13 protein-coding genes and 1 pseudogene are annotated in these 18,950 nt (G+C 41.7%); 6 read left to right on the forward strand and 8 right to left on the reverse strand.

All coding sequences use genetic code 11. The annotated features are described in order from the left end of the window. Positions 1-461: 461 nt before the first annotated feature. Together AC6IZ0_RS19895 and AC6IZ0_RS19900 are read right to left on the reverse strand one after the other, a co-directional pair. The gene (locus AC6IZ0_RS19895) at positions 462-1,775 is read right to left on the reverse strand and encodes an esterase-like activity of phytase family protein (RefSeq protein WP_497724554.1); all 1,314 of its coding nucleotides are present in this window, start codon (positions 1,773-1,775) and stop codon (positions 462-464) included. Then, complete coding sequence (locus tag AC6IZ0_RS19900) at positions 1,718-4,510, reverse strand: glycerophosphodiester phosphodiesterase family protein (protein WP_497726112.1); 2,793 nt, start codon at positions 4,508-4,510, stop codon at positions 1,718-1,720. The genes AC6IZ0_RS19895 and AC6IZ0_RS19900 overlap by 58 nt, the downstream gene beginning before the upstream one ends. A 487-nt stretch (positions 4,511-4,997) precedes the next feature. Between AC6IZ0_RS19900 and AC6IZ0_RS19905 the strand changes: the two genes are divergently transcribed. Together AC6IZ0_RS19905 and AC6IZ0_RS19910 are read left to right on the forward strand one after the other, a co-directional pair. Continuing rightward, positions 4,998-5,537 carry a Dps family protein gene (locus AC6IZ0_RS19905; RefSeq protein WP_497724555.1) on the forward strand — a complete coding sequence of 180 codons (540 nt, stop codon included), beginning with the start codon at positions 4,998-5,000 and terminating at the stop codon, positions 5,535-5,537. Positions 5,538-5,585: 48 nt separating this feature from the next. Then, the gene (locus tag AC6IZ0_RS19910; RefSeq protein ID WP_497724557.1) at positions 5,586-6,353 is read left to right on the forward strand and encodes a ChaB family protein; all 768 of its coding nucleotides are present in this window, start codon (positions 5,586-5,588) and stop codon (positions 6,351-6,353) included. Positions 6,354-6,495: 142 nt separating this feature from the next. Here the strand turns inward: AC6IZ0_RS19910 and AC6IZ0_RS19915 are convergent, their stop codons facing one another. After that, entirely contained in the window at positions 6,496-6,768 is a 273-nt protein-coding gene (locus tag AC6IZ0_RS19915) for a GlsB/YeaQ/YmgE family stress response membrane protein (protein WP_497724558.1), read from the reverse strand. 734 nt (positions 6,769-7,502) lie between these two features. Between AC6IZ0_RS19915 and AC6IZ0_RS19920 the strand changes: the two genes are divergently transcribed. Continuing rightward, positions 7,503-7,829 (forward strand): STAS domain-containing protein, encoded by a 327-nt coding sequence (locus tag AC6IZ0_RS19920; protein WP_497724559.1) that lies wholly within the window; start codon positions 7,503-7,505, stop codon positions 7,827-7,829. On the opposite strand, the gene AC6IZ0_RS19925 is transcribed toward AC6IZ0_RS19920, so the two are convergent. The 4 genes from AC6IZ0_RS19925 to AC6IZ0_RS19940 form a co-directional block, all read right to left on the reverse strand. Beyond that, positions 7,830-8,966 (reverse strand): PP2C family protein-serine/threonine phosphatase, encoded by a 1,137-nt coding sequence (locus AC6IZ0_RS19925; RefSeq protein WP_271731670.1) that lies wholly within the window; start codon positions 8,964-8,966, stop codon positions 7,830-7,832. A gap of 154 nt (positions 8,967-9,120) precedes the next feature. Then, positions 9,121-9,888: a DUF1350 family protein gene (locus AC6IZ0_RS19930; RefSeq protein ID WP_497724560.1), complete on the reverse strand. Its 768-nt coding sequence runs from the start codon at positions 9,886-9,888 to the stop codon at positions 9,121-9,123. A gap of 78 nt (positions 9,889-9,966) precedes the next feature. Then, complete coding sequence (locus AC6IZ0_RS19935) at positions 9,967-10,695, reverse strand: hypothetical protein (protein ID WP_271731668.1); 729 nt, start codon at positions 10,693-10,695, stop codon at positions 9,967-9,969. A gap of 294 nt (positions 10,696-10,989) precedes the next feature. Next, on the reverse strand, positions 10,990-11,763 hold the full coding sequence (locus AC6IZ0_RS19940) for an MlaE family ABC transporter permease (RefSeq protein WP_271731667.1): 774 nt from the start codon (positions 11,761-11,763) through the stop codon (positions 10,990-10,992). A gap of 740 nt (positions 11,764-12,503) precedes the next feature. Here AC6IZ0_RS19940 and AC6IZ0_RS19945 point away from each other — a divergent pair. Continuing rightward, complete coding sequence (locus AC6IZ0_RS19945) at positions 12,504-14,138, forward strand: fasciclin domain-containing protein (protein WP_497724562.1); 1,635 nt, start codon at positions 12,504-12,506, stop codon at positions 14,136-14,138. A gap of 30 nt (positions 14,139-14,168) precedes the next feature. Here AC6IZ0_RS19945 and AC6IZ0_RS19950 read toward each other — a convergent pair whose 3' ends face one another. After that, on the reverse strand, positions 14,169-14,411 hold the full coding sequence (locus tag AC6IZ0_RS19950) for a hypothetical protein (protein WP_497724564.1): 243 nt from the start codon (positions 14,409-14,411) through the stop codon (positions 14,169-14,171). 165 nt (positions 14,412-14,576) lie between these two features. Here AC6IZ0_RS19950 and AC6IZ0_RS19955 point away from each other — a divergent pair, with 165 nt between their 5' ends. After that, on the forward strand, positions 14,577-16,187 hold the full coding sequence (locus AC6IZ0_RS19955; RefSeq protein ID WP_497724565.1) for an alkaline phosphatase D family protein: 1,611 nt from the start codon (positions 14,577-14,579) through the stop codon (positions 16,185-16,187). A 173-nt stretch (positions 16,188-16,360) separates the two neighbouring features. Further along, positions 16,361-18,941: pseudogene (gene mutS / locus AC6IZ0_RS19960) on the forward strand (DNA mismatch repair protein MutS). Positions 18,942-18,950: the final 9 nt, after the last annotated feature.

An 18,950-nucleotide genomic window follows, 5' to 3' on the forward strand; every position in this document is an offset into this window, starting at 1 on the left:
AAAAGAACAATGAACAAATCTTGACTACGTACTCATTGGTTCCACTTAGGTAGACACAGCAGCCCAGATGTCACGCCTATATTAGGTGTGTTTAGCTAAGGACTCAGGGTGAACCATAGCGGATTGATTACAGCTATTCTTTGGCTATTATGATGTATGAGGCACATATAGCATACTTTCTGACTTGAACACAAGTAAATAAGCATAGATAAATCCACCAAATATTTACGAGATCTGGATGCTGCTGGTGATGGTATTCATACGGTATTTATTTAATTAGAATTTGCAAGAATACTCATGTCGTTATAACCTGAATCCGCATGATTTGGCAAATCCCCAACACATAAGATCAATAGTTTGCCCATAGAAGCTGATAGCCATACTTAATCATTGGGCCAGTTTACCCCCATCCCTTCCGTAGTATTCACCACAGATAGGGAGGGGATGACAACCGATGTTTGTTAGATGAAGAGGAATTGCTGAGTATTGCTCAAGTCAAGCTGAGTTGGGCTGATACCTTCTATTAGTGCCACATCAACACCGCCAACTTGAATCAGGGTATTTCCCATCCGACCTAGGAGATTTACTTGGTTAGAAGTAATGCCCCCCATACCGATGCGGTCTACTCCCACCTCAAAGTCCTTGACTACATTGGTTGCACTGGGTAAAGAACCAGCAACCACCAGCCAGAAGTTATCTGCGCCTTCACCGCCCCAGAGTAAGTTATTACCCCCTTCACCTGCGTAGAGGCTATCATTACCATCACCACCAAACAGGCGATCGCCCACAGTGGAATATAACTCATCATTACCAGAACCACCATAGAGACGGTTCTGACCATCCGGGCTAGAACGCAGCACATCCCGACCAGAACCGCCAAAGAGCATCTGTCCCCGTCCTTCCACTACTTGTAGGGTGTCATGGTCAGCCGCTCCCAGGAGAATATTAGGCTCAGTGGCCGCTTCAATCACCATCAGAGTGTCATTACCCTGACTACCATCAAGCACAGTACCACCCACAGCACCCTGAGACCCTAGATATAGGGTGTCATCTCCCTCACCACCACTTGCATAGCTGTTACTACCCATAGAGATCACATCATCACCCCCAGCAGAATTAACAGTTACATTTGATGTCAAACTAGCTTCCACCGTATCATCACCATTGCCGGTAAAGACTGTGACTCCAGATTGATTAGTGTTCAGGATGAGGTCATCATTATTGGCTGTACCCATAACCACCCCAGGACTGGGCAAATTTAGCGGCTCTTCCAAACGTAAGAGAATGATTTCATTGTTATCTATAGCCGGTGGTCTACCCACTGAAAACGGATAATTATTATCGTTAGTCAGCAGTAGTGTATTTTCATCAATCACCACCACAGCCTCAATAGTCACGAAGGGGAAGGTAAATGTAGTGTCAGCATCTCCATTCAAATCATTGGGGTCACTGATATTGAGTAAATCAACGATTTCCTGCTTAGACACAAAACCATTAGCATCAATTTGGGAGAAATCCACCTTGAATACCTTCTTAAACTGAGCCGTTGTCCCTTGACCGTTGTCCCGTTCAATCACCAGAAATTCATTGTCATTCACCACCGTTATAGCACCGATCGCATGGTTAGGTTGTGCCATGGGGTAGTAGCCTACCAGACCCTGAAATTCCTGGGATTGGGCATCAAATCTATAAATCCGCAGAGAATTAGCAGGGTCACCTAAAACAGTACCCTCCAGCATCGGATAGATGGTTTTCTTGTCTGGACTGATAGCCATACCTTCAAATCCCCAGACCGAGCCAGATTGGAGAACACCGGTTCACCCAGGGATTGTTGTACAACTAAGCTATTAGTTCCGGGGAAATCGCTAAAGAAACCATCAACGCCCAAATCGAGGAACTGTTGATATTCTAGTTTGGGGTCACCATTGTACTCCGCAGCCAGAAAAACATCTTCATCGCGGAAAGTGTAGGGGTGTAGAACTAACCCCACAGCGTGGGCATCTTGTACTAAGGTAGTGGGTGGTTGGAGTTGACCACCTACACTAGGTACAATCAGGCGCTTGTTAGGACCAATACCAGCCGCGTAAGTAGCAATCTCAGCTAATTCTTCAGGGCGAGTCAAATCACCGTAGGTGCGAGCGTCACCACTGACCACGAAATCATAGGGTTGACCATTAGCACCACCGAGCAATTGTACCAAGGGGATATCAACGCCAGCCGCCGGCATAATCGACTCTTTCAATTCCTTGAGATTACCTACCTCAAAAGACTGAATAAATATCCGTGAAGGATCTGTAAAGTTTTCCTCTACTAAAGTGTCAATTAGTACCTGACCCAAACTGGTATTGATGGGTGTTGCACCATCTAACAAAGTACCTTCGCTGGCAAAAAAAGTCGGATGCTTGGTTTCCGGATAAATGCCAATTTTACGACCTGTTTCTACTTCTACTTGCTTCACCAAGTCGATAATTTCTTTCAGGGTAGGAACCTTTAACCCATCATTATCAAAGCTAGTTCCCCGTAAATCTGGTAACCGCTCGATGGAATTGAGGGTTTTGATTTCTTCTAGGGTAAAATCTTCACTAAACCAACCCCTATATGTCCGACCATCTATGGTTTTAGTAGTCAGGCGATCACCAAACTCTGGACGGTCGTTAACATCCGTACTAGTGACAGTTCTATTCACTGAACCATCTTCATTAAGAAGTGCTAAGGCGTTTTCATGACGGGTTATTAAATGGCCATCTTTAGTTGGTACTAAATCAGGTTCAATGAAATCAGCACCATCAGCGATCGCCAGTTTATATGCTTCTAGAGTGTGTTCCGGACGTAAACCACTAGCTCCCCGGTGACCAATCACCAAAGGTGCAGTACCGTCTAAAGTAGCAAATTCAGGAGGTAACAGACTGGGGTTATCAGGAGAAATAACCAACGCTCCAGTTAATTGGTCGCGGACTTGGTTACCCGTACCCGGAAAGTCTGTAAAGTAACCATCAATGCCTAACTGGATGAAATCTATATATTCCTGGGCTGGATTACCGTTATAATTTGCCGCTAGAAACCTCCCTTCGTTACGGAAGGTATAAGGATGTACCACCAAGCCCGCAGCATGGGCATCTTGCACCAGACTTGTAGGTGAGGTAGTCGTTTTATCACCATCATTGACTACACCATCACCATTGACATCATCCGCTAGACCGTCACCATTGGAATCCACCCCTTGAACAGAGATAATCATCCGTTTCCACGGGCCAATACCAGAGGCGTAGGTGGCGATTTCTTCTAGTCCTGCTGCTGTCCGCAGGTCACCATAGGTGCGCGGGTCGCCACTCACTACAAAGTCGTAGGGTTGAATTTCACTTAATGAACCATCTAAGTTAACACCCCCTGCATCTAATAACTGAACTAGGGGAATATCCGTTAGTTGACTCAGCTTTTTCAGGTTACCAACTTCAAAGGATTGGATGTAAATCCGTGAGGGGTCGGTGAAACCAGTTTGTTCTAGAGTTGCTAATAAAGGTTCTTCCAGAGACAGACCCTGGTCATTGTGGAAAGTGGGATGTTTGGTTTCCGGATAAATACCTATTTTCTTACCTGTATCAGCTTCTATCTGCTGAACTAACTCAATGATTTCCTCAAAAGTCGGAATTTCATAGATACCATTAAATACTTGAGTACGGTAGCCCTGGGGCATAATCGCCCGTAAAGTTTTGATTTCTGCTAGGGTGAAGTCAGAAGCAAAGAAACCTTCTTCCGCAACACCATCAACTATTTTGGTAGTCCGCCGATCGCTAAATTCTGGACGGGAGGCCACATCAGTGGTGGCGATCAGATTCGGCTCATGACGTGCGATTAATACACCGTCCTTGGTAGAAACCAAATCAGGCTCAACAAAATCAGCGCCCCGTTCAACGGCTAGTTTATAGGCTCCTAGAGTATGCTCTGGTAGTTCTCCGCTAGCTCCTCGATGTCCAATCACAATGGGTGGTTTACCATCGAGAGTATTTAAACTGACGTAATTCGGTGTAGGAATGGGGGCCTGTAATAGCTTACCCGTGCTATCAAAGTGCAGGAGATAAGGACCAAATTCTTCTCCAATCCAGAAAGTCCCATCAGCTGCAACTACCAAGGATTCCAGGTCGAAATCAGCACCAGTTAACAGGCGATCGCTCGTGTTTTCGTTAACAATTGCGAAAGGAATCTGATTGTCAGGGTCAGATAGTTGCACAAAACCCAACACATTAACAGTTGCATCACCCCCAGCGTCGGTGCGGAAGTTGGGGGTAGCGCGATAAATTCGCAGTAAATAATCAGGGCTATTAGCCTTACTACCAAAACCATTATCAGACATTAACCAGAAGGAATCAGCATCGGCTCTCTGGACTGAACTAAATCCCTGTATGGGCTGGCGCTCAAAGGGTATGACTCTACCATTGGTATTACCAGTAATAGCACTACCTGATGATGGACCATCAGCAAAAGTATCAGCAGGAAGAGAAGCAAAACCTATAAGTGTAACTTTCGGGTTGTTGGACTCTGACATAGGATTACGTGGTTGATTATAAGTGCTGTCATTAAGGGATCAGGGGAAAGCATAAGCGATGTTTTCCCGGCTGGAAATTTCCAGTTGGTATTGAGGTTTGCTAACTCACGGTCTTGGTTAATCAACAAACCATAGGGATTTGACTAGATTGACACCTCATGACTTTTGGAAGCTGTCAATCCCATTACCGACTACAAAACCTCCCAAGTATTGCTAGTTACATTAACAATTTTGGGCAGTAATGATTAGGTTAGCCTGCTATTAAAATATTGGACTTTGATTAAGAATCAACTAGCAACAGGTTAAAAAATAAATAATTCTCTATTAAGAGATACAAATAAATCTCACCATAGGTGGTAATTAATGATGCGGAAATGATCTTCCCCCTGGTTGATGTTGATTATATCTATATATCGGAAAATTTATACATAGGTTAGCTTAGGGATGGAAAGCAATGCGTATAATTAATATTGGTTTGACAAAAGAACAACGTCAGGGTGTGATGAATCTGTTGAATCAAGACTTAGCAGATTCCTACGTTCTGATAGTAAAAACCAAAAAGTACCATTGGGATGTTGTAGGGCCTCAGTTCCGTAGTTTGCATGAACTTTGGGAAGAACAGTATGAGAAATTGACTGAAAACATTGATGCTTTAGCAGAACGGATTCGGGCTTTGGGCGGTTTCCCAGTGGGTACAATGGCCGAATTTCTCAAGATTGCTACCCTCAAAGAACATAGCGGTGATTTACCCTTAGCAACAGAGATGGTAGCCCGATTGGTAGAAGATCATGAGCAGCTAATTCGTAATTTGCGGGATCATGTAGATCAGTGTAGTCAACAGTTTCATGATGAGGGAACTACTGACTTTTTAACTGGACTCATGGAAGAGCATGAACAGATGGCTTGGATGCTGCGTTCATTCATTGAAGGACAAGCCTTAGAACCCAGCGGTGCACAACCAGAAGCAGAAACTAAAACCCCCGTGGGTGTATAGAAGTCAACCTTCCTAGTATTGCCAAAATAAGTTTTCAGGAGTATTTAAGTGCCACAAGTTTATCAAGCAGAACGTACCATATCAGCCGTATTCAAAGAACAAAAGCAAATTGATCAGGTGATTCGACGTTTACTAGATAGGGGTGTACCTAGAGATAATATTTCGGTCATGGGCAAAGATTTCCAATCAGAAACGCGAATTTCTGGTTTTATTACTAAGAAAGATGTAATTCTAGGAGGGTTGAGAACAGGAGCTATTTTTGGTTCATTGTTTGGCTCCTTTCTCAGCTTACTAACTGGTGTGGGCGTACTGTTCGTTCCCTTTGTCGGCCCAATTGTAGCCGCAGGTCCGATAGGTGCGTTGTTGCTAGGTGCTGCTAGTGGAGCGATCGCAGGTAGCGCCGGCGCTGGACTAGTGTCAGCCTTAACAGCTTGGGGGATGTCTGAAGACAAAGCCACAGTTTATCAAACACGCTTACAAGCTGGCCAGTTTATATTAATGGCAGAAGTGCCAAGCGATCGCCTGGGGGAATTTCAATTACTGATCGAAAGTTCTGGTGGTGAAGAAATTCACACAACTGATAAAACATTGACTCATCCCTGTTCTGGCCCATGTAACAGTCCAGATGACTTGTCTTTGGAAGTTCGCTCTCATCTTTCCCAAGCAGCTCAAGGAACATTCATGACTCGCTATAATACCGTTTTGGATCAGACCGGTGACGAGTTAATCTCTGAACAAGCCGCTTGGGAAGCTGTTCATGAACAGTTTGATGAAGATGAAACTGGTGTCTGGTCAAAAGCCAAGGTAAAGGTTTAGAGCAAATCACAGGTTAATCAAGGTTATCTCCAGATTTTTTCCTATTTTTTTTTGTAACTCCACTCTTGATAAAAAAAAGTGGAGTATTTAATATTTCCTCCTATTAACTTGCATCTCATAACTATCATTGCTATGTTGCTAACTAATGACTGGTTCTACCCGTGAGCAAATCCCATAAAAAGACGGCAATTATTGCCCCAATAATAGCGACAATTAGACCAGGAATACTCAGAGTCGCAGCAGTCATTTGTAATCTTCCTGTCTCTAACAGAGTAGCAATAGTTCCCCCGATTAAAGCACCGACAATACCCAAGATCATAGTTGCAATGATTCCGCCACCCTGACGACCAGGATAAATAGCTTTAGCAATAGCCCCGGCAATCAAACCCAGAATTATCCAAGCAATTATGTTCATACTGAAAATTATCAAAAGGGTTACCAATAATTTATTAATTCCCATGTAGTATTCCTTCTACCATAAGAGATAGCTAAGAATTATTAACAATAATCTCCCTTGATAACTACACGCCTATACTCATGAGTTCTGTCCATAGGTGAAACAGCATTCATTTAATCCTGCTTTTAGTAGGGTATTGAACCGAGACAAGGAAAATTAATCTTCTTTTTGTCACCCGGTAATTTAATATTTCACAATATATTTAGAGGATGTTTGATAAGTTTTCCACGGGTAATTTTTATCTTAAGGAACAGACAAAAAACAATCAAATCCAGTCCCCTCCCCTTACAAGGGGAGGGTTAGGGATGGGTCAAATAATATTCGATACACTAATCATGACTTGACAAACATCCTCTTAGAAACCCATCTAACTTATATAAACTTTTATAAACTTTGGCTATAGGACTCCTATTTAATTTTTGAACAAGACACAGTACACACAGCAATTCTTCTTACCTGTTCCCTGTTCCCTACCTACACAAATCAATTCAGAAACCAAACCTGATTTCTATATATGTAATTTCTGTTAAATGAAATCATGGATACTTTTTTATTAATCAGCAACCATTTATGATATACCACTAGTAATTGAGTGCCTGTTTGATGTTGCTAGTTTTCTCAAAAACTCCATCTTGGTATATAATACTAACAAAATCATGACATCTTCTTAAAACAATCTGGTCATAAGTATTATGAATGAACAAGTCAAAGTCCTGAAGCTCAGTGGAATTATCAACACCACCAACTCACAACAACTACGAGAAGACCTGATCTGCCTTGTAGAAAGTGGTGCTAAAATAGTTTTAGTCGATTGTCAAGATGTCAAGTTTATGGATAGTTCTGCCTTGGGCGCTTTAGTATTAGCATTCAAAACATTACGGGCAGCAAATACCAAACTAGTTCTGTGTTCTATCAATGAACAAGTCAGAATATTATTTGAATTAACAGGTATGGATAAAGTGTTTGAGATATTTTTAAATCAAGATGACTTTAATCAAGTTGTACTCTCCCCAAAATAATTAATCGAAATTAATTTGTAGGACTGATAAATCATCATCAAAAGCATCTTTGGAGTTCAAAGCAATGAGATAATTCAATACTTGATCGAGTTTGACTTCAATGGTGTGTTGTAAGCTAACAAGTATTTGAATAAAAGCATCTAAACTCCAAAGTGTGCCATCTGATTTTGTGATTTCATAAGCACCATCACTGAAAATATAGAGATTACTAAATTTATCAATATTGCAAAAGGCGTCAACATATTTTGCCTCTGGAAACATCCCAACAGGCATCCCCGGAGTTCTTAGTAATTTAAATTCGGTGTTTTTGGCAGATGTACCAGATACTAATATTGCAGGGGGATGACCAGCGCTTGCATAAATTAACTCCCGCTTAACTCGGTTATAAACTCCATACCAAATAGTAAAATATTTGTCATTTTGGTAATTCATCTGGAAGGTTTGATTTAAAGCCTTGAGTACAGCGCTCGGTTGATAGTAATTCAAACCTTTTAAGGCGCGGGAACGTAACAAATTGAGGACAGAAATTGAGGGGAGAGCAGCTTTTAGTCCATGTCCAGCCGTATCTAGAAGGTATATAGCTAGATAATCAGCATCTAGCCAGTAGTAATCGAAACAATCGCCGCCAAGTTGTCGGGAAGGAATGAATCGCGAGTCGATTTTTAGAGGTTCCATGACTGGTAGTGGTAGCAGCGATCGCACATATTCTGCTGCTTGTGCTAATTCGGTTTCTAAAAGTAGCTTTTGGGTATGTAAATCCTGACTTAACTGATGCAAGCGCAATCCGGCTCTGACTCTTGCTTTTAATTCATTTTGCTCAATGGGCTTGGAGATAAAATCATCAGCGCCAGCATCTAGTCCCTTGACACGATCAGCAATGGAATCTAAAGATGTTAAAAAAATAAAGAAAGTGGTGCATAAGCTGGGGTCTGTCTTCATGCGCTTACAGACTTCTAACCCATTGAGTCCTGGCATAATCCAATCACAAATAACCAGGGCTGGATGGTAAGCTATAGCCTTGGCTATTCCCTCTTCTCCATTACTAGCAGTAATTACTTTATAGCCTTGTTTTTCTAACATCCTCTTCAGGAATATTTGTATAGAAATATCATCATCAATTACGAGGATTTGAAACATGGATAATGCTAATTGGAAATTTGATCATGGTTTGGTATTTTGCCAATACTCCCAGGTTTTTCTCCTCGTGGGAAGATATCAGGAAGGAATTAATTGACCTCAGATGCACACAGATAAACACCGATAATTTTTATATACTCGGTTTTTTCAAATGTTATGGGGGTGATAATGGGTTTAACCATAAGAGAATGGCGCGTTTTAGCTGGTTTAAATCTCGGTAAATTTCTTGTTTAAACCATTGTCCTAAAGCATCCCAAGGAGTAAATGACCCTCCTGTTTGCCATTTGATATCTTGACCTAAAGGTGTGGTGTGAGTACCTGGTAAGGTTTGTTTGGTCACCATGTGGGAAAAGCGGTCTAGTAAGATTTGACTTAAACCTGCTGATTGATCAATGGTATCGTTGCTAAATTTTATTAATAAATTACGGCGGATATTGTAGCTCTGTCTTACAATTGTGTCGGTTTCCACTGGTGAGGGCGTAAACTCAATGGGCAAAGTAGAATTAAATTGCTCTACTAAGGGGATGGCCTCTTTGGCGGCGTAGTTATTGAAGGAAATTAAAATATTTCCAGCACGTTCTACAGGTAGCAAACTGCCAATGAGTAAGTGAAGTTTACAACCCATACTGTGCCCTAACCCGTAAGTAGGCAGATAAAGCTGGCGTAGGGAGCCAGAGTCGTGTAATCTTTCTAGGGTGCGTTCAAAGTTCAGTAGTACGGTTTTGGCGATCGCAATATGATCTAAAGTATTGATAAATGGTGTAGCAATAATCACATATCCTTTGTTAGCCAGATGTTCTAGTAACCAGCGATAAGTCAGATGGGGTGCGGTGGCCACAAATGCACCTCCGAGAAAATGGATGATACCAATGGGCTTTGGGGGAATGAGTACCCAGTTACCTCTAATTTCTTTCCAGTCCATACCTATAGGCGATCGCTAAATTCACACCTCTTTATGTTAGACTGTCGATTGCAGTCCTGGGGAGTTTCATAGCAAGATTCATGAGTGTGAGGTCAGGTTTTGCAGCCTTTTCATTTCCAGTTGCACATCTAAAGCAATTTGCAATGCTTCATTGAGTAACCTACCATGCTCGGTCGCTTCTTCTGTAACTTGCATTGCGGTTAAAGTCGCCAAATTATTAGTAAATAACTCTGTATTTCTGAGAATAAAATTCTGATTTTCTCTTAAAATTCTCTCTGTCTTCAAAGCCCGAATTAAATCATTTCTTGTGAGCTTCAAGGCGGCGATAACTTTTTCCCTTTCTCTAATAACCACTCCTGGATTACCAGCTGCTTCTATTTGATCATTGATATCTATGGCTTTGATAACAGCATTATACCTATCAACATCATTTAAAAGTATTTCTAAAGAATTCGTCATATTGTGATTAAGTATTTTAATTTTTCTCCGCCATAATAAATAGAAAACAATCTGTGTGACACATCCACCCCAAGAACACAATATTATTAACAGTAACCAAGATGGAATTGTGATCCAAGTAGCAAACAGCTTAATCAGGATATCAAAGAGCAAATAACTAAAAACAAATATAGAAGAACTAATAAAAACTACAGTAGCTCCCTCGGAACCCCTAAGTTTATCTGTAATCCTTTTAGCAATTGTTCTTAAAGGTTGGGTAATAATAATTAATTGCTCTTTAACAGGTAAATTAGTCAAATTTTGCAATTCTGTATGACTAATATCTAAGCCATGTAAATCATTACGCACCAATTCCGTATCCTCACCAGATTACTTAGGAATGTGAATTAAATAACCAGCAAAGGAAAATTTTCCACCTCACCCAGTCTTCTTTAAGCAAGAGGGGGACAGGGGATGAGGTTCTGTACTTTCCTGATGCAATGCTTATTTAGTACAATATAGCAATCAAATTTATTGATGGCTCGTTAAATAGTAATTTTTATGATTATTTTAATTGAGAGAAATACTAGCATTCAAATACATATACGTTAAATTTGATACAGATTTAAAATGAGCTAGTGCTCATCTAATTTTCAACTCCAATTAAATTGTCGGCTCATGAAACATCAACAAAGAGAGAAAAAAGTCCATCATAAAAATTAACACCCAAGTAGTGACCACTGCGGTTGTTGCCGACTCTCCAACTTCTTTTGCTCCTCCCTTAGTAGTTAGTCCCCAACTGCAACCATTGATAGCGACTATAGCACCAAAAATCAGCCCCTTCACTAAAACTATAAGTAAATCTGATGGTTCTAAAAAAGTTCTGACAGATTCTAAAAATGCTTCAGGGTCAACATGATAAAATTGGGATGCTGCAAAAACCCCACCAGTGATGCCTACAACTAAAGCAAAAACCATCATAATGGGCATCATCAAAATGCAAGCCACTACTCTAGGAAGCACCAAGTAATCAATAGGATTTGTTTTGAGCATATAAAGTGCATCAATTTGCTCTGTAACTCGCATAGCACCTATTTCCGCTGCAAAAGCAGAACCTACTTGTCCAGCAATAATACTAGCTGTCAAAAGAGGCGCTAATTCTCGGCAAAAAGCCAAAGCGAAAGCCCCCCCCACAGCATCTAAGGCACCAAATCTCACTAATTCTCGAGCAGTTTGAATAGTAAAAATCATACCAGCAAAACCACTAACAAGGACAACTGGAAACACCGAAGCAGGCCCTGCGGTCACCATGTGTTGCAAAATTTTGCGGTAGTAAGTTTTTCCTTGAAGTAAATGCAGGAGTACCTGACCAAAGAGTAGAACTGCGGCAAAGCAGCGTACTATCCATAATTGATCTAATTTTTTTTTAGTTTGCATTACCGCCCTTCAGACTGAGTTTTTTGTCCCCATATAAGCAAGTGATACAAATGGGAGGGAATTTAGTACCTATCTAAATTGAGTCTTGCCTGTCATTAGTTTATCGCCAATTATGTCTTGTATCAAAATATTATGCCCCTATATCAGCCATGAATTTGTGTAATTAATGACACAAAGAGATTAAGCATATTACATTATTGCATTCCCCGTCCCATAAAGTAGGAAAACATCTGTGTTTATCTGTGGTAGATATGAGATTTTTAGTGATGATAATCAGCATCTAAAAGCATGATCACTCCTGAGTAATAATTTAGATGCAATTGCAGTCGATAAAAATACTTAAGTTGTATATATTCATCCTAATCAATAGGTATTTGATTGTCCTCAACTATCTAAAGGAAGAGAAAAAAAATAATAGTTTCACCTTAAGCTAGTTGTGTAATTCAATTAAATCTGAGAACATTCATTATGTCCAATAATTTATTTCCATACTATTGAGACATTTGGCGAGAATTTTGGCAAAGTGGCGATTAAATGCCCAGTATTATGGTAAGACTCCGCTATCAAGTCATAGATAAATTAATCAGGGTGAGGAGAAAATGATCATGTCCTCAAAACTTATAACTCTCAATCATTCAGGTTGGCATTGGTACTTTAGATATTGACATCAGCCAAACATTCCTGTGTCTACTAGGAATCTACATAAAATAATTTTCAACTTTTTCTTGGAGGATATTTTCATGATTAGTTTCTGGCGTTGGTCATCAGCAGGTACAACTTTGTTGTCCTTGGGAGTCATACTGGCTACAATCAATCCCATGATAGTTTCCGCTCAAACCAGTGTGACTCCCTCCCCTGCTTTAGCAGCTAACTTGTCTGATGTTAGTGCACAGTATTGGGCCAGTCCATTTATTCAAGCTTTAGCGCAAAGAAACATTATATCTGGTTTTCCAGATGGTACTTTTAGGCCAAATGAACCAGTGAGTCGGGCTGAATTTGCAGCAATGATTCAAAAAGCTTTTAATCAAGACCAAATTCGGCAAATAAGTGCTGATGGTTTTGCAGATGTTCCTGGGAACTTCTGGGCGGGTTCTGCAATTCAGGAAGCCTACGAAACCGGATTTATGTCAGGTTATCCAGGAAACTTATTTCTGCCAAATCAGCAAATTCGCAAAGTTGAGGCCATAGTTGCTTTAACAAATGGTTTAGGTTTACAAACTAGAGAGAATCCATTAGCCGTAGTCAATACTTACTACACAGATGCGTCAGCAATCCCCAGCTATGCACTAGATAATGTTGCAGCAGCTACGGAGGCTAGTATTGTTGTTAATTATCCCAATGTTAAGCTACTTAACCCGCTAGATCCTTTAACTCGTGCTGAAGCGTCGGCGATTTTATATCAAGCTTTAGTCAGACAGGGACAAATGCAGCCCCTAGCTAGCAACCTTGTAGCCACTAAGTATATAGTTGGGGCTACGGAACAAACTCAAAGTCAAGATATTGTTTCTATTGCCGCATCCAGTGACACTTTTACAAGCTTGACTTCTTTATTGCAAACAGCAAATTTAGCAGGTATTCTGCAGCAACCCGGACCCTATACAGTGTTTGCTCCCACGGATCAGGCATTTGCAGCTTTACCAGCAGGGACTCTAGAAGAGTTGCAGCAACCGGAGAACAGAGAATTATTGATTGAGATTTTGAGATATCATGTGGTTCCAGGGGAAGTAACCGCTAATCAACTCTCATCCGGAGAATTAATCACCTTTGAGGATGTACCTGTAAATATTCAGGTAGATAGAGCTACTAATCAAATTGCGGTCAATGATGCGGATGTTATCCAGCCCAACGTACAAGCGAGTAATGGTGTTATTCATGTAATTAATAAGGTACTCATACCACCTAACCTGGGAGTCAGTCAATCGCCACCACCAGCAACTACTGTTGCTATGGAACCAGGTACAGGTACTCGTGGAGGGTCTAGTTATATTGGGGTTGCTGGTAACATTGGTATAGGGGGTAATTCCACTCTCAGTGAAAGTAACTATGGATTAATCAGCAAAATTGGGCTGACTAATACTATCTCCGTGCGACCAGCGGTGATATTTGGGGGCGATACACTGTTTTTGGTTCCCGTAACTTTAGATTTTGCTCCCCGTTTCGCAGATCCCCTAAATGGAGAACAAATATCAATATCTCCTTTTTTAGGGGCTGGGGTAGCTTTTGAAACTGGAAGCGGTTCTGACGTTGGTTTATTATTAACTGGTGGTGTGGATGTGCCTATAGGCGATCGCTTTACTGTCACCGGTACTGCAAATGCAGCATTTTTAGATCGTACTGATGTGGGTTTGCTCCTGGGGATTGGCTATAATTTTTAATGGTGACCCTGGGGATGATGGTAGTTCATCTTACCTATTAATCAGAATGAACAGAGAATAGCCACAGATAGCAAACACAAAGGCGATCGCCCCAGAAAAAATAACAACATCCCTGACAATAAATAAAATCCAATCTTTTCTAAGTTCTTGTCTAAACTTGAGTTCCCGCAGCTTCTGTTCTAGTTCCGCCTCTGCTTGTGATTCCAAGTTTACCGCTGATATGATTTTGGTTTTATCTACTTCCATCTTTCTCCTGTGAGCAATGCTTTCCATCTCCTAACTAAGCAGAAATCTCTCCAGAACCTAGGGTGAGGTTTTTGCCAAATTAATCTAAAAAACTAGTTTTAATTAACCTTTGGATAACTCAAGCTTTACTTATTGGCATTACAAAATTTAGTAGTTAACTATTTTGTAATACTTTGCTTGAGGGGGCTATTCATGAGCATAAAATCTCATAACCCATTAAGATTAAATCGTCGGCAGTTTTTACTTAGTTCTGCTGTAACAGCAGGTAGTATTATCACCACAAATATTGTATCAAATTCACAAGTATTTGGACAAGCTCCCGGAATTATTACATCTGAAAGTATGCGTCCTACCATACCCTATGGTGTTGCTACTGGGGATATAAGTGGTAATAGTATTGTGATTTGGAGTCGGAGCGATCGCCCTGCACGAATGGTGATTGAATACTCTACCAGTGAATCCTTTAACAGACTAGGACGCGTTTTTGGTGAACGTACTTCACAGGAACAGGATTTTACAGCCAGATATATTCTCAAGAACTTACCCCCAGACCAGCAAATATTTTACCGGGTAATTTTCCAAGACTTAGACAATCCACGCATCCAAAGTGAACCTGTCAGCGGTACATTTCGCACTCCTTCTAGAACCGGAAGAGATATTTTCTTTGTCTGGGGTGGAGATACCGCCGGTCAAGGCTGGGGGATTAATCCCGATTTGGGTGGGATGACAATTTATGAACAAATGCGTCAATTAAATCCTGACTTTTTCATCCATTGCGGGGATACGATTTACGCCGATAACCCACTTGTAGCAGAAAGAACACTAGATGATGGTAGCATTTGGCGGAACATCGTCACAGAAGAAAAGTCAAAGGTAGCAGAAACCCTACAAGAATTTCGTGGTAATTTTCAATACAACTTGCTAGATGAAAATGTGAAGCGTTTTAACGCCCAAGTACCGATGTTAGCCCAATGGGATGATCACGAAGCTGTAAACAACTGGTATCCTGGGGAATTTTTGACTGATGATCGCTATACTGTTAAGGATGTTGACTTGCTAGTACAAAGGGCAAGACAAGCATTTTTTGAATATATGCCCATGAAATATAAGTCAAGATATGGTGCTGACCGGTCAGAAATTTATCGTTCTTTCCAATATGGGCCACTACTTGACATTTTCACGATAGACGAGCGGACTTATCGCGGACCAAATACCGGGAATGTTCAGCCAGCAAAAAGTCCAGAAACAGATATGCTGGGCCAATCACAACTGCAATGGTTGAAGGTGCAACTACTTAAATCAAAAGCTACATGGAAAGTAATTTCCAGTGATATGCCTTTAGGGCTAATAGTGCGAGACGGTTCTACTGCTTTTGAGGCTTGGGCTAACGCAGATAATGGTAAAGCCTCCGGAAGAGAATTAGAGTTGGTTGAATTACTGCGATTTATCAAACGCAGAAACATTAAAAATGTTGTTTGGATAACTGCTGACGTACATTATGCCGCAGCCCACTATTATGACCCCAATCAGGCAGTATTTCAAGACTTTAAGCCTTTTTGGGAGTTTGTCGCCGGACCTCTCAATTCTGGGACATTCGGACCCGGACAATTAGACAATACCTTTGGTCCACAATTGATATTTCAAAGCAATCCTCCAGGTATGCGTCCAAATCGACCCCCCACTGAAGGTTTACAATTCTTTGGTGGAGTGAAAATTGATGCTAATACTAAAGTGATGACAGTATCACTGCGTAATTTAGCAGGGGAAATTATTTATAGCCAGGACTTACCACCAGAAGCGTAAGTTTTTGACACTTGAGCTTAATTGAGCCAGTAAGATAGAATTATTCTGTCTACTGGCTTTTTGTACAGCTGAGATAGCCGGAAAACATCACAAAAGTTTGAGCGATCGCCTCTTAAACTCCACATCAGGTTATCATCAAATATTGTGGAATGTCCGTGCATAACCTACCATCTATGACTGCTTCTGATTCTGACACTCAACTAACGGAACCCCATAACCCTGCAGCGCCTCTGATTGATACTCAATTAGCAGACCGCAGTAAGCTGAGTAAGATGTACCAGCACTATGTAGAAATGAAGGATAAATATCCTCATGCTTTGCTGCTGTATCGGGTAGGAGATTTTTTTGAAACTTTCTTCCAAGACGCTGTAACAGTCTCCAGAGAATTGGAACTGGTACTGACGAGTAAACACGGTGGCGAAGTTGGTCGCGTAGCCATGACTGGTGTACCGCATCACGCCTGGGAACGCTACACCACCCAGTTAGTAGAAAAAGGCTATGCGGTGGTAATTTGCGACCAAGTAGAAGACGCATCGGAAGCAGTGGGTCTGGTCAAGCGTGAAGTCACCCGTATCCTCACACCGGGGACTTTGCTAGAAGAGGGAATGTTAAATACGCGTCGCAATAATTACTTAGCCGCTGTAGTAATTGCCGTAAATCATTGGGGTTTAGCTTATGCAGATATCTCCACAGGGGAATTCCTCACAACTCAGGGGAGTGATTTAGAACACCTCACCCAGGAACTAATGCGGTTGCAACCCTCAGAGGTGGTGGTTCCCACTAACGCCCCGGATTTAGGGAGCTTGTTGCGTCCCGGAGAAACTTCGCCTCATCTTCCCCAATGTTTACCACCATCATTTTGTTATAGCCTGCGATCGCAGGCTCCCTTTACCCAAGGTGAAGCTAGATCAAAATTATTGCAGAAATTTAAGATCCGATCGCTCGAAGGACTCGGTTGTGATCATCTTCCTTTAGCAGTACGAGCCGCTGGGGGTCTGCTAGAGTATGTGGAAGATATGCAAAAAGTCAACCCCGTTACCCTGCAAAAGTTACGCAGTTATATTATTACTGACTATTTAATTGTAGATAATCAAACCCGCCGTAACCTAGAGATTACGCAAACCGTCCGGGATGGTACATTTCATGGTTCCCTGCTGTGGTCCTTGGATAGAACTAGCACATCAATGGGGGGGCGGGCTTTGCGGCGGTGGTTATTGCAACCACTACTTGATCTTAAAGGCATTCGGGCGCGACAAGACACCATCCAAGAATTGATGGAAAATACACCCCTGCGTCAAGATTTGCGGCAATTGTTACGGCAAATTTACGACTTAGAACGGCTGACAGGTAGAGCAGCTTCGGGAACAGCTAACGCTAAGGATTTAGCAGCTTTGGCCGATTCCCTCTCACGCTTACCCCAATTATCTCACCTAGTGGCCGATGCGCGATCGCCTTTTCTCAAAGCCTTACAAAAAGTCCCCGATGTCTTGGAAGAAATAGCCCAAAAATTACACGACCATATAGTAGAATCACCACCCATACATATTAAAGAAGGCGGCTTAATTCGTCCGGGGATAAATCCCCAGTTGGACCAGAGAAAAGCCACCGTAGAATCAGACCAGAAATGGATTGCTAATTTAGAAGTTGACGAACGAGCAAAAACCGCAATCCCCACCTTAAAGGTAGGATTTAATAAAACCTTTGGTTATTATATTAGTGTTCCCCGCTCTAAATCTGACCAAGTACCCGATAATTATATCCGCAAGCAAACCCTCACCAACGAGGAACGTTACATCACCCCAGACCTGAAGGAACGGGAAGCGCGCATACTCACAGCGCGGGATGATTTAAACCAGTTGGAATATGAGATTTTTGTAGAGTTGCGCCAAGATGTCGGAGAACAAGCGGAAGTAATTCGCAATGTTTCCCGTTGCTGTAGCTGCAGCGGATGTGTTATGTGGTTTAGCTGAGTTAGCTGTACAACAAGGTTATTGTCGTCCAGAGATGATTTCGGGACGAGAGATGATGATTGTGGATGGTCGTCATCCCGTAGTCGAACAGTCTTTACCCGCAGGGTTTTTTGTCCCCAACTCCACCCACTTAGGAAGAGAACAGACCACCCAGCACCTAGAGGAAAAACCAGATTTAGTTATTCTCACCGGACCAAATGCAAGCGGTAAGAGTTGTTATTTGCGTCAGGTGGGGTTAATTCAGTTAATGGCGCAAATTGGGAGTTTTGTTCCAGCGACCCTGGCGAAGTTGGGAATATGCGATCGCATTTTTACCCGTGTGGGTGCGGTGGATGATTTGGCTACAGGTCAATCTACTTTTATGGTAGAAATGAATGAAACCGCCAATATTCTCAATCATGCCACTGCGCGATCGCTGGTATTATTAGATGAAATTGGCCGAGGAACAGCAACTTTTGACGGTCTTTCCATTGCTTGGGCCGTAGCGGAATATATAGCTACAGAAATTCGCTCGCGGACAATTTTTGCCACTCACTATCATGAGTTAAATGAATTGGCTAGTATTCTCCCCAATGTGGCTAATTATCAAGTCACCGTCAAGGAGTTACCCGACCAAATCGTTTTTTTACATCAAGTTCAGCCCGGAGGGGCGGATAAGTCCTATGGTATTGAAGCTGGACGTTTAGCGGGTTTACCAGATGTAGTCATTCAAAGGGCGAAACAAGTTATGGGGCAAATTGAGAAACACAGTAAGATTGCTATGGGGTTGCAAAATATGGAATAATCCCCTCAA

Source organism: Anabaenopsis sp. NIES-4685 (genome assembly GCF_059725405.1).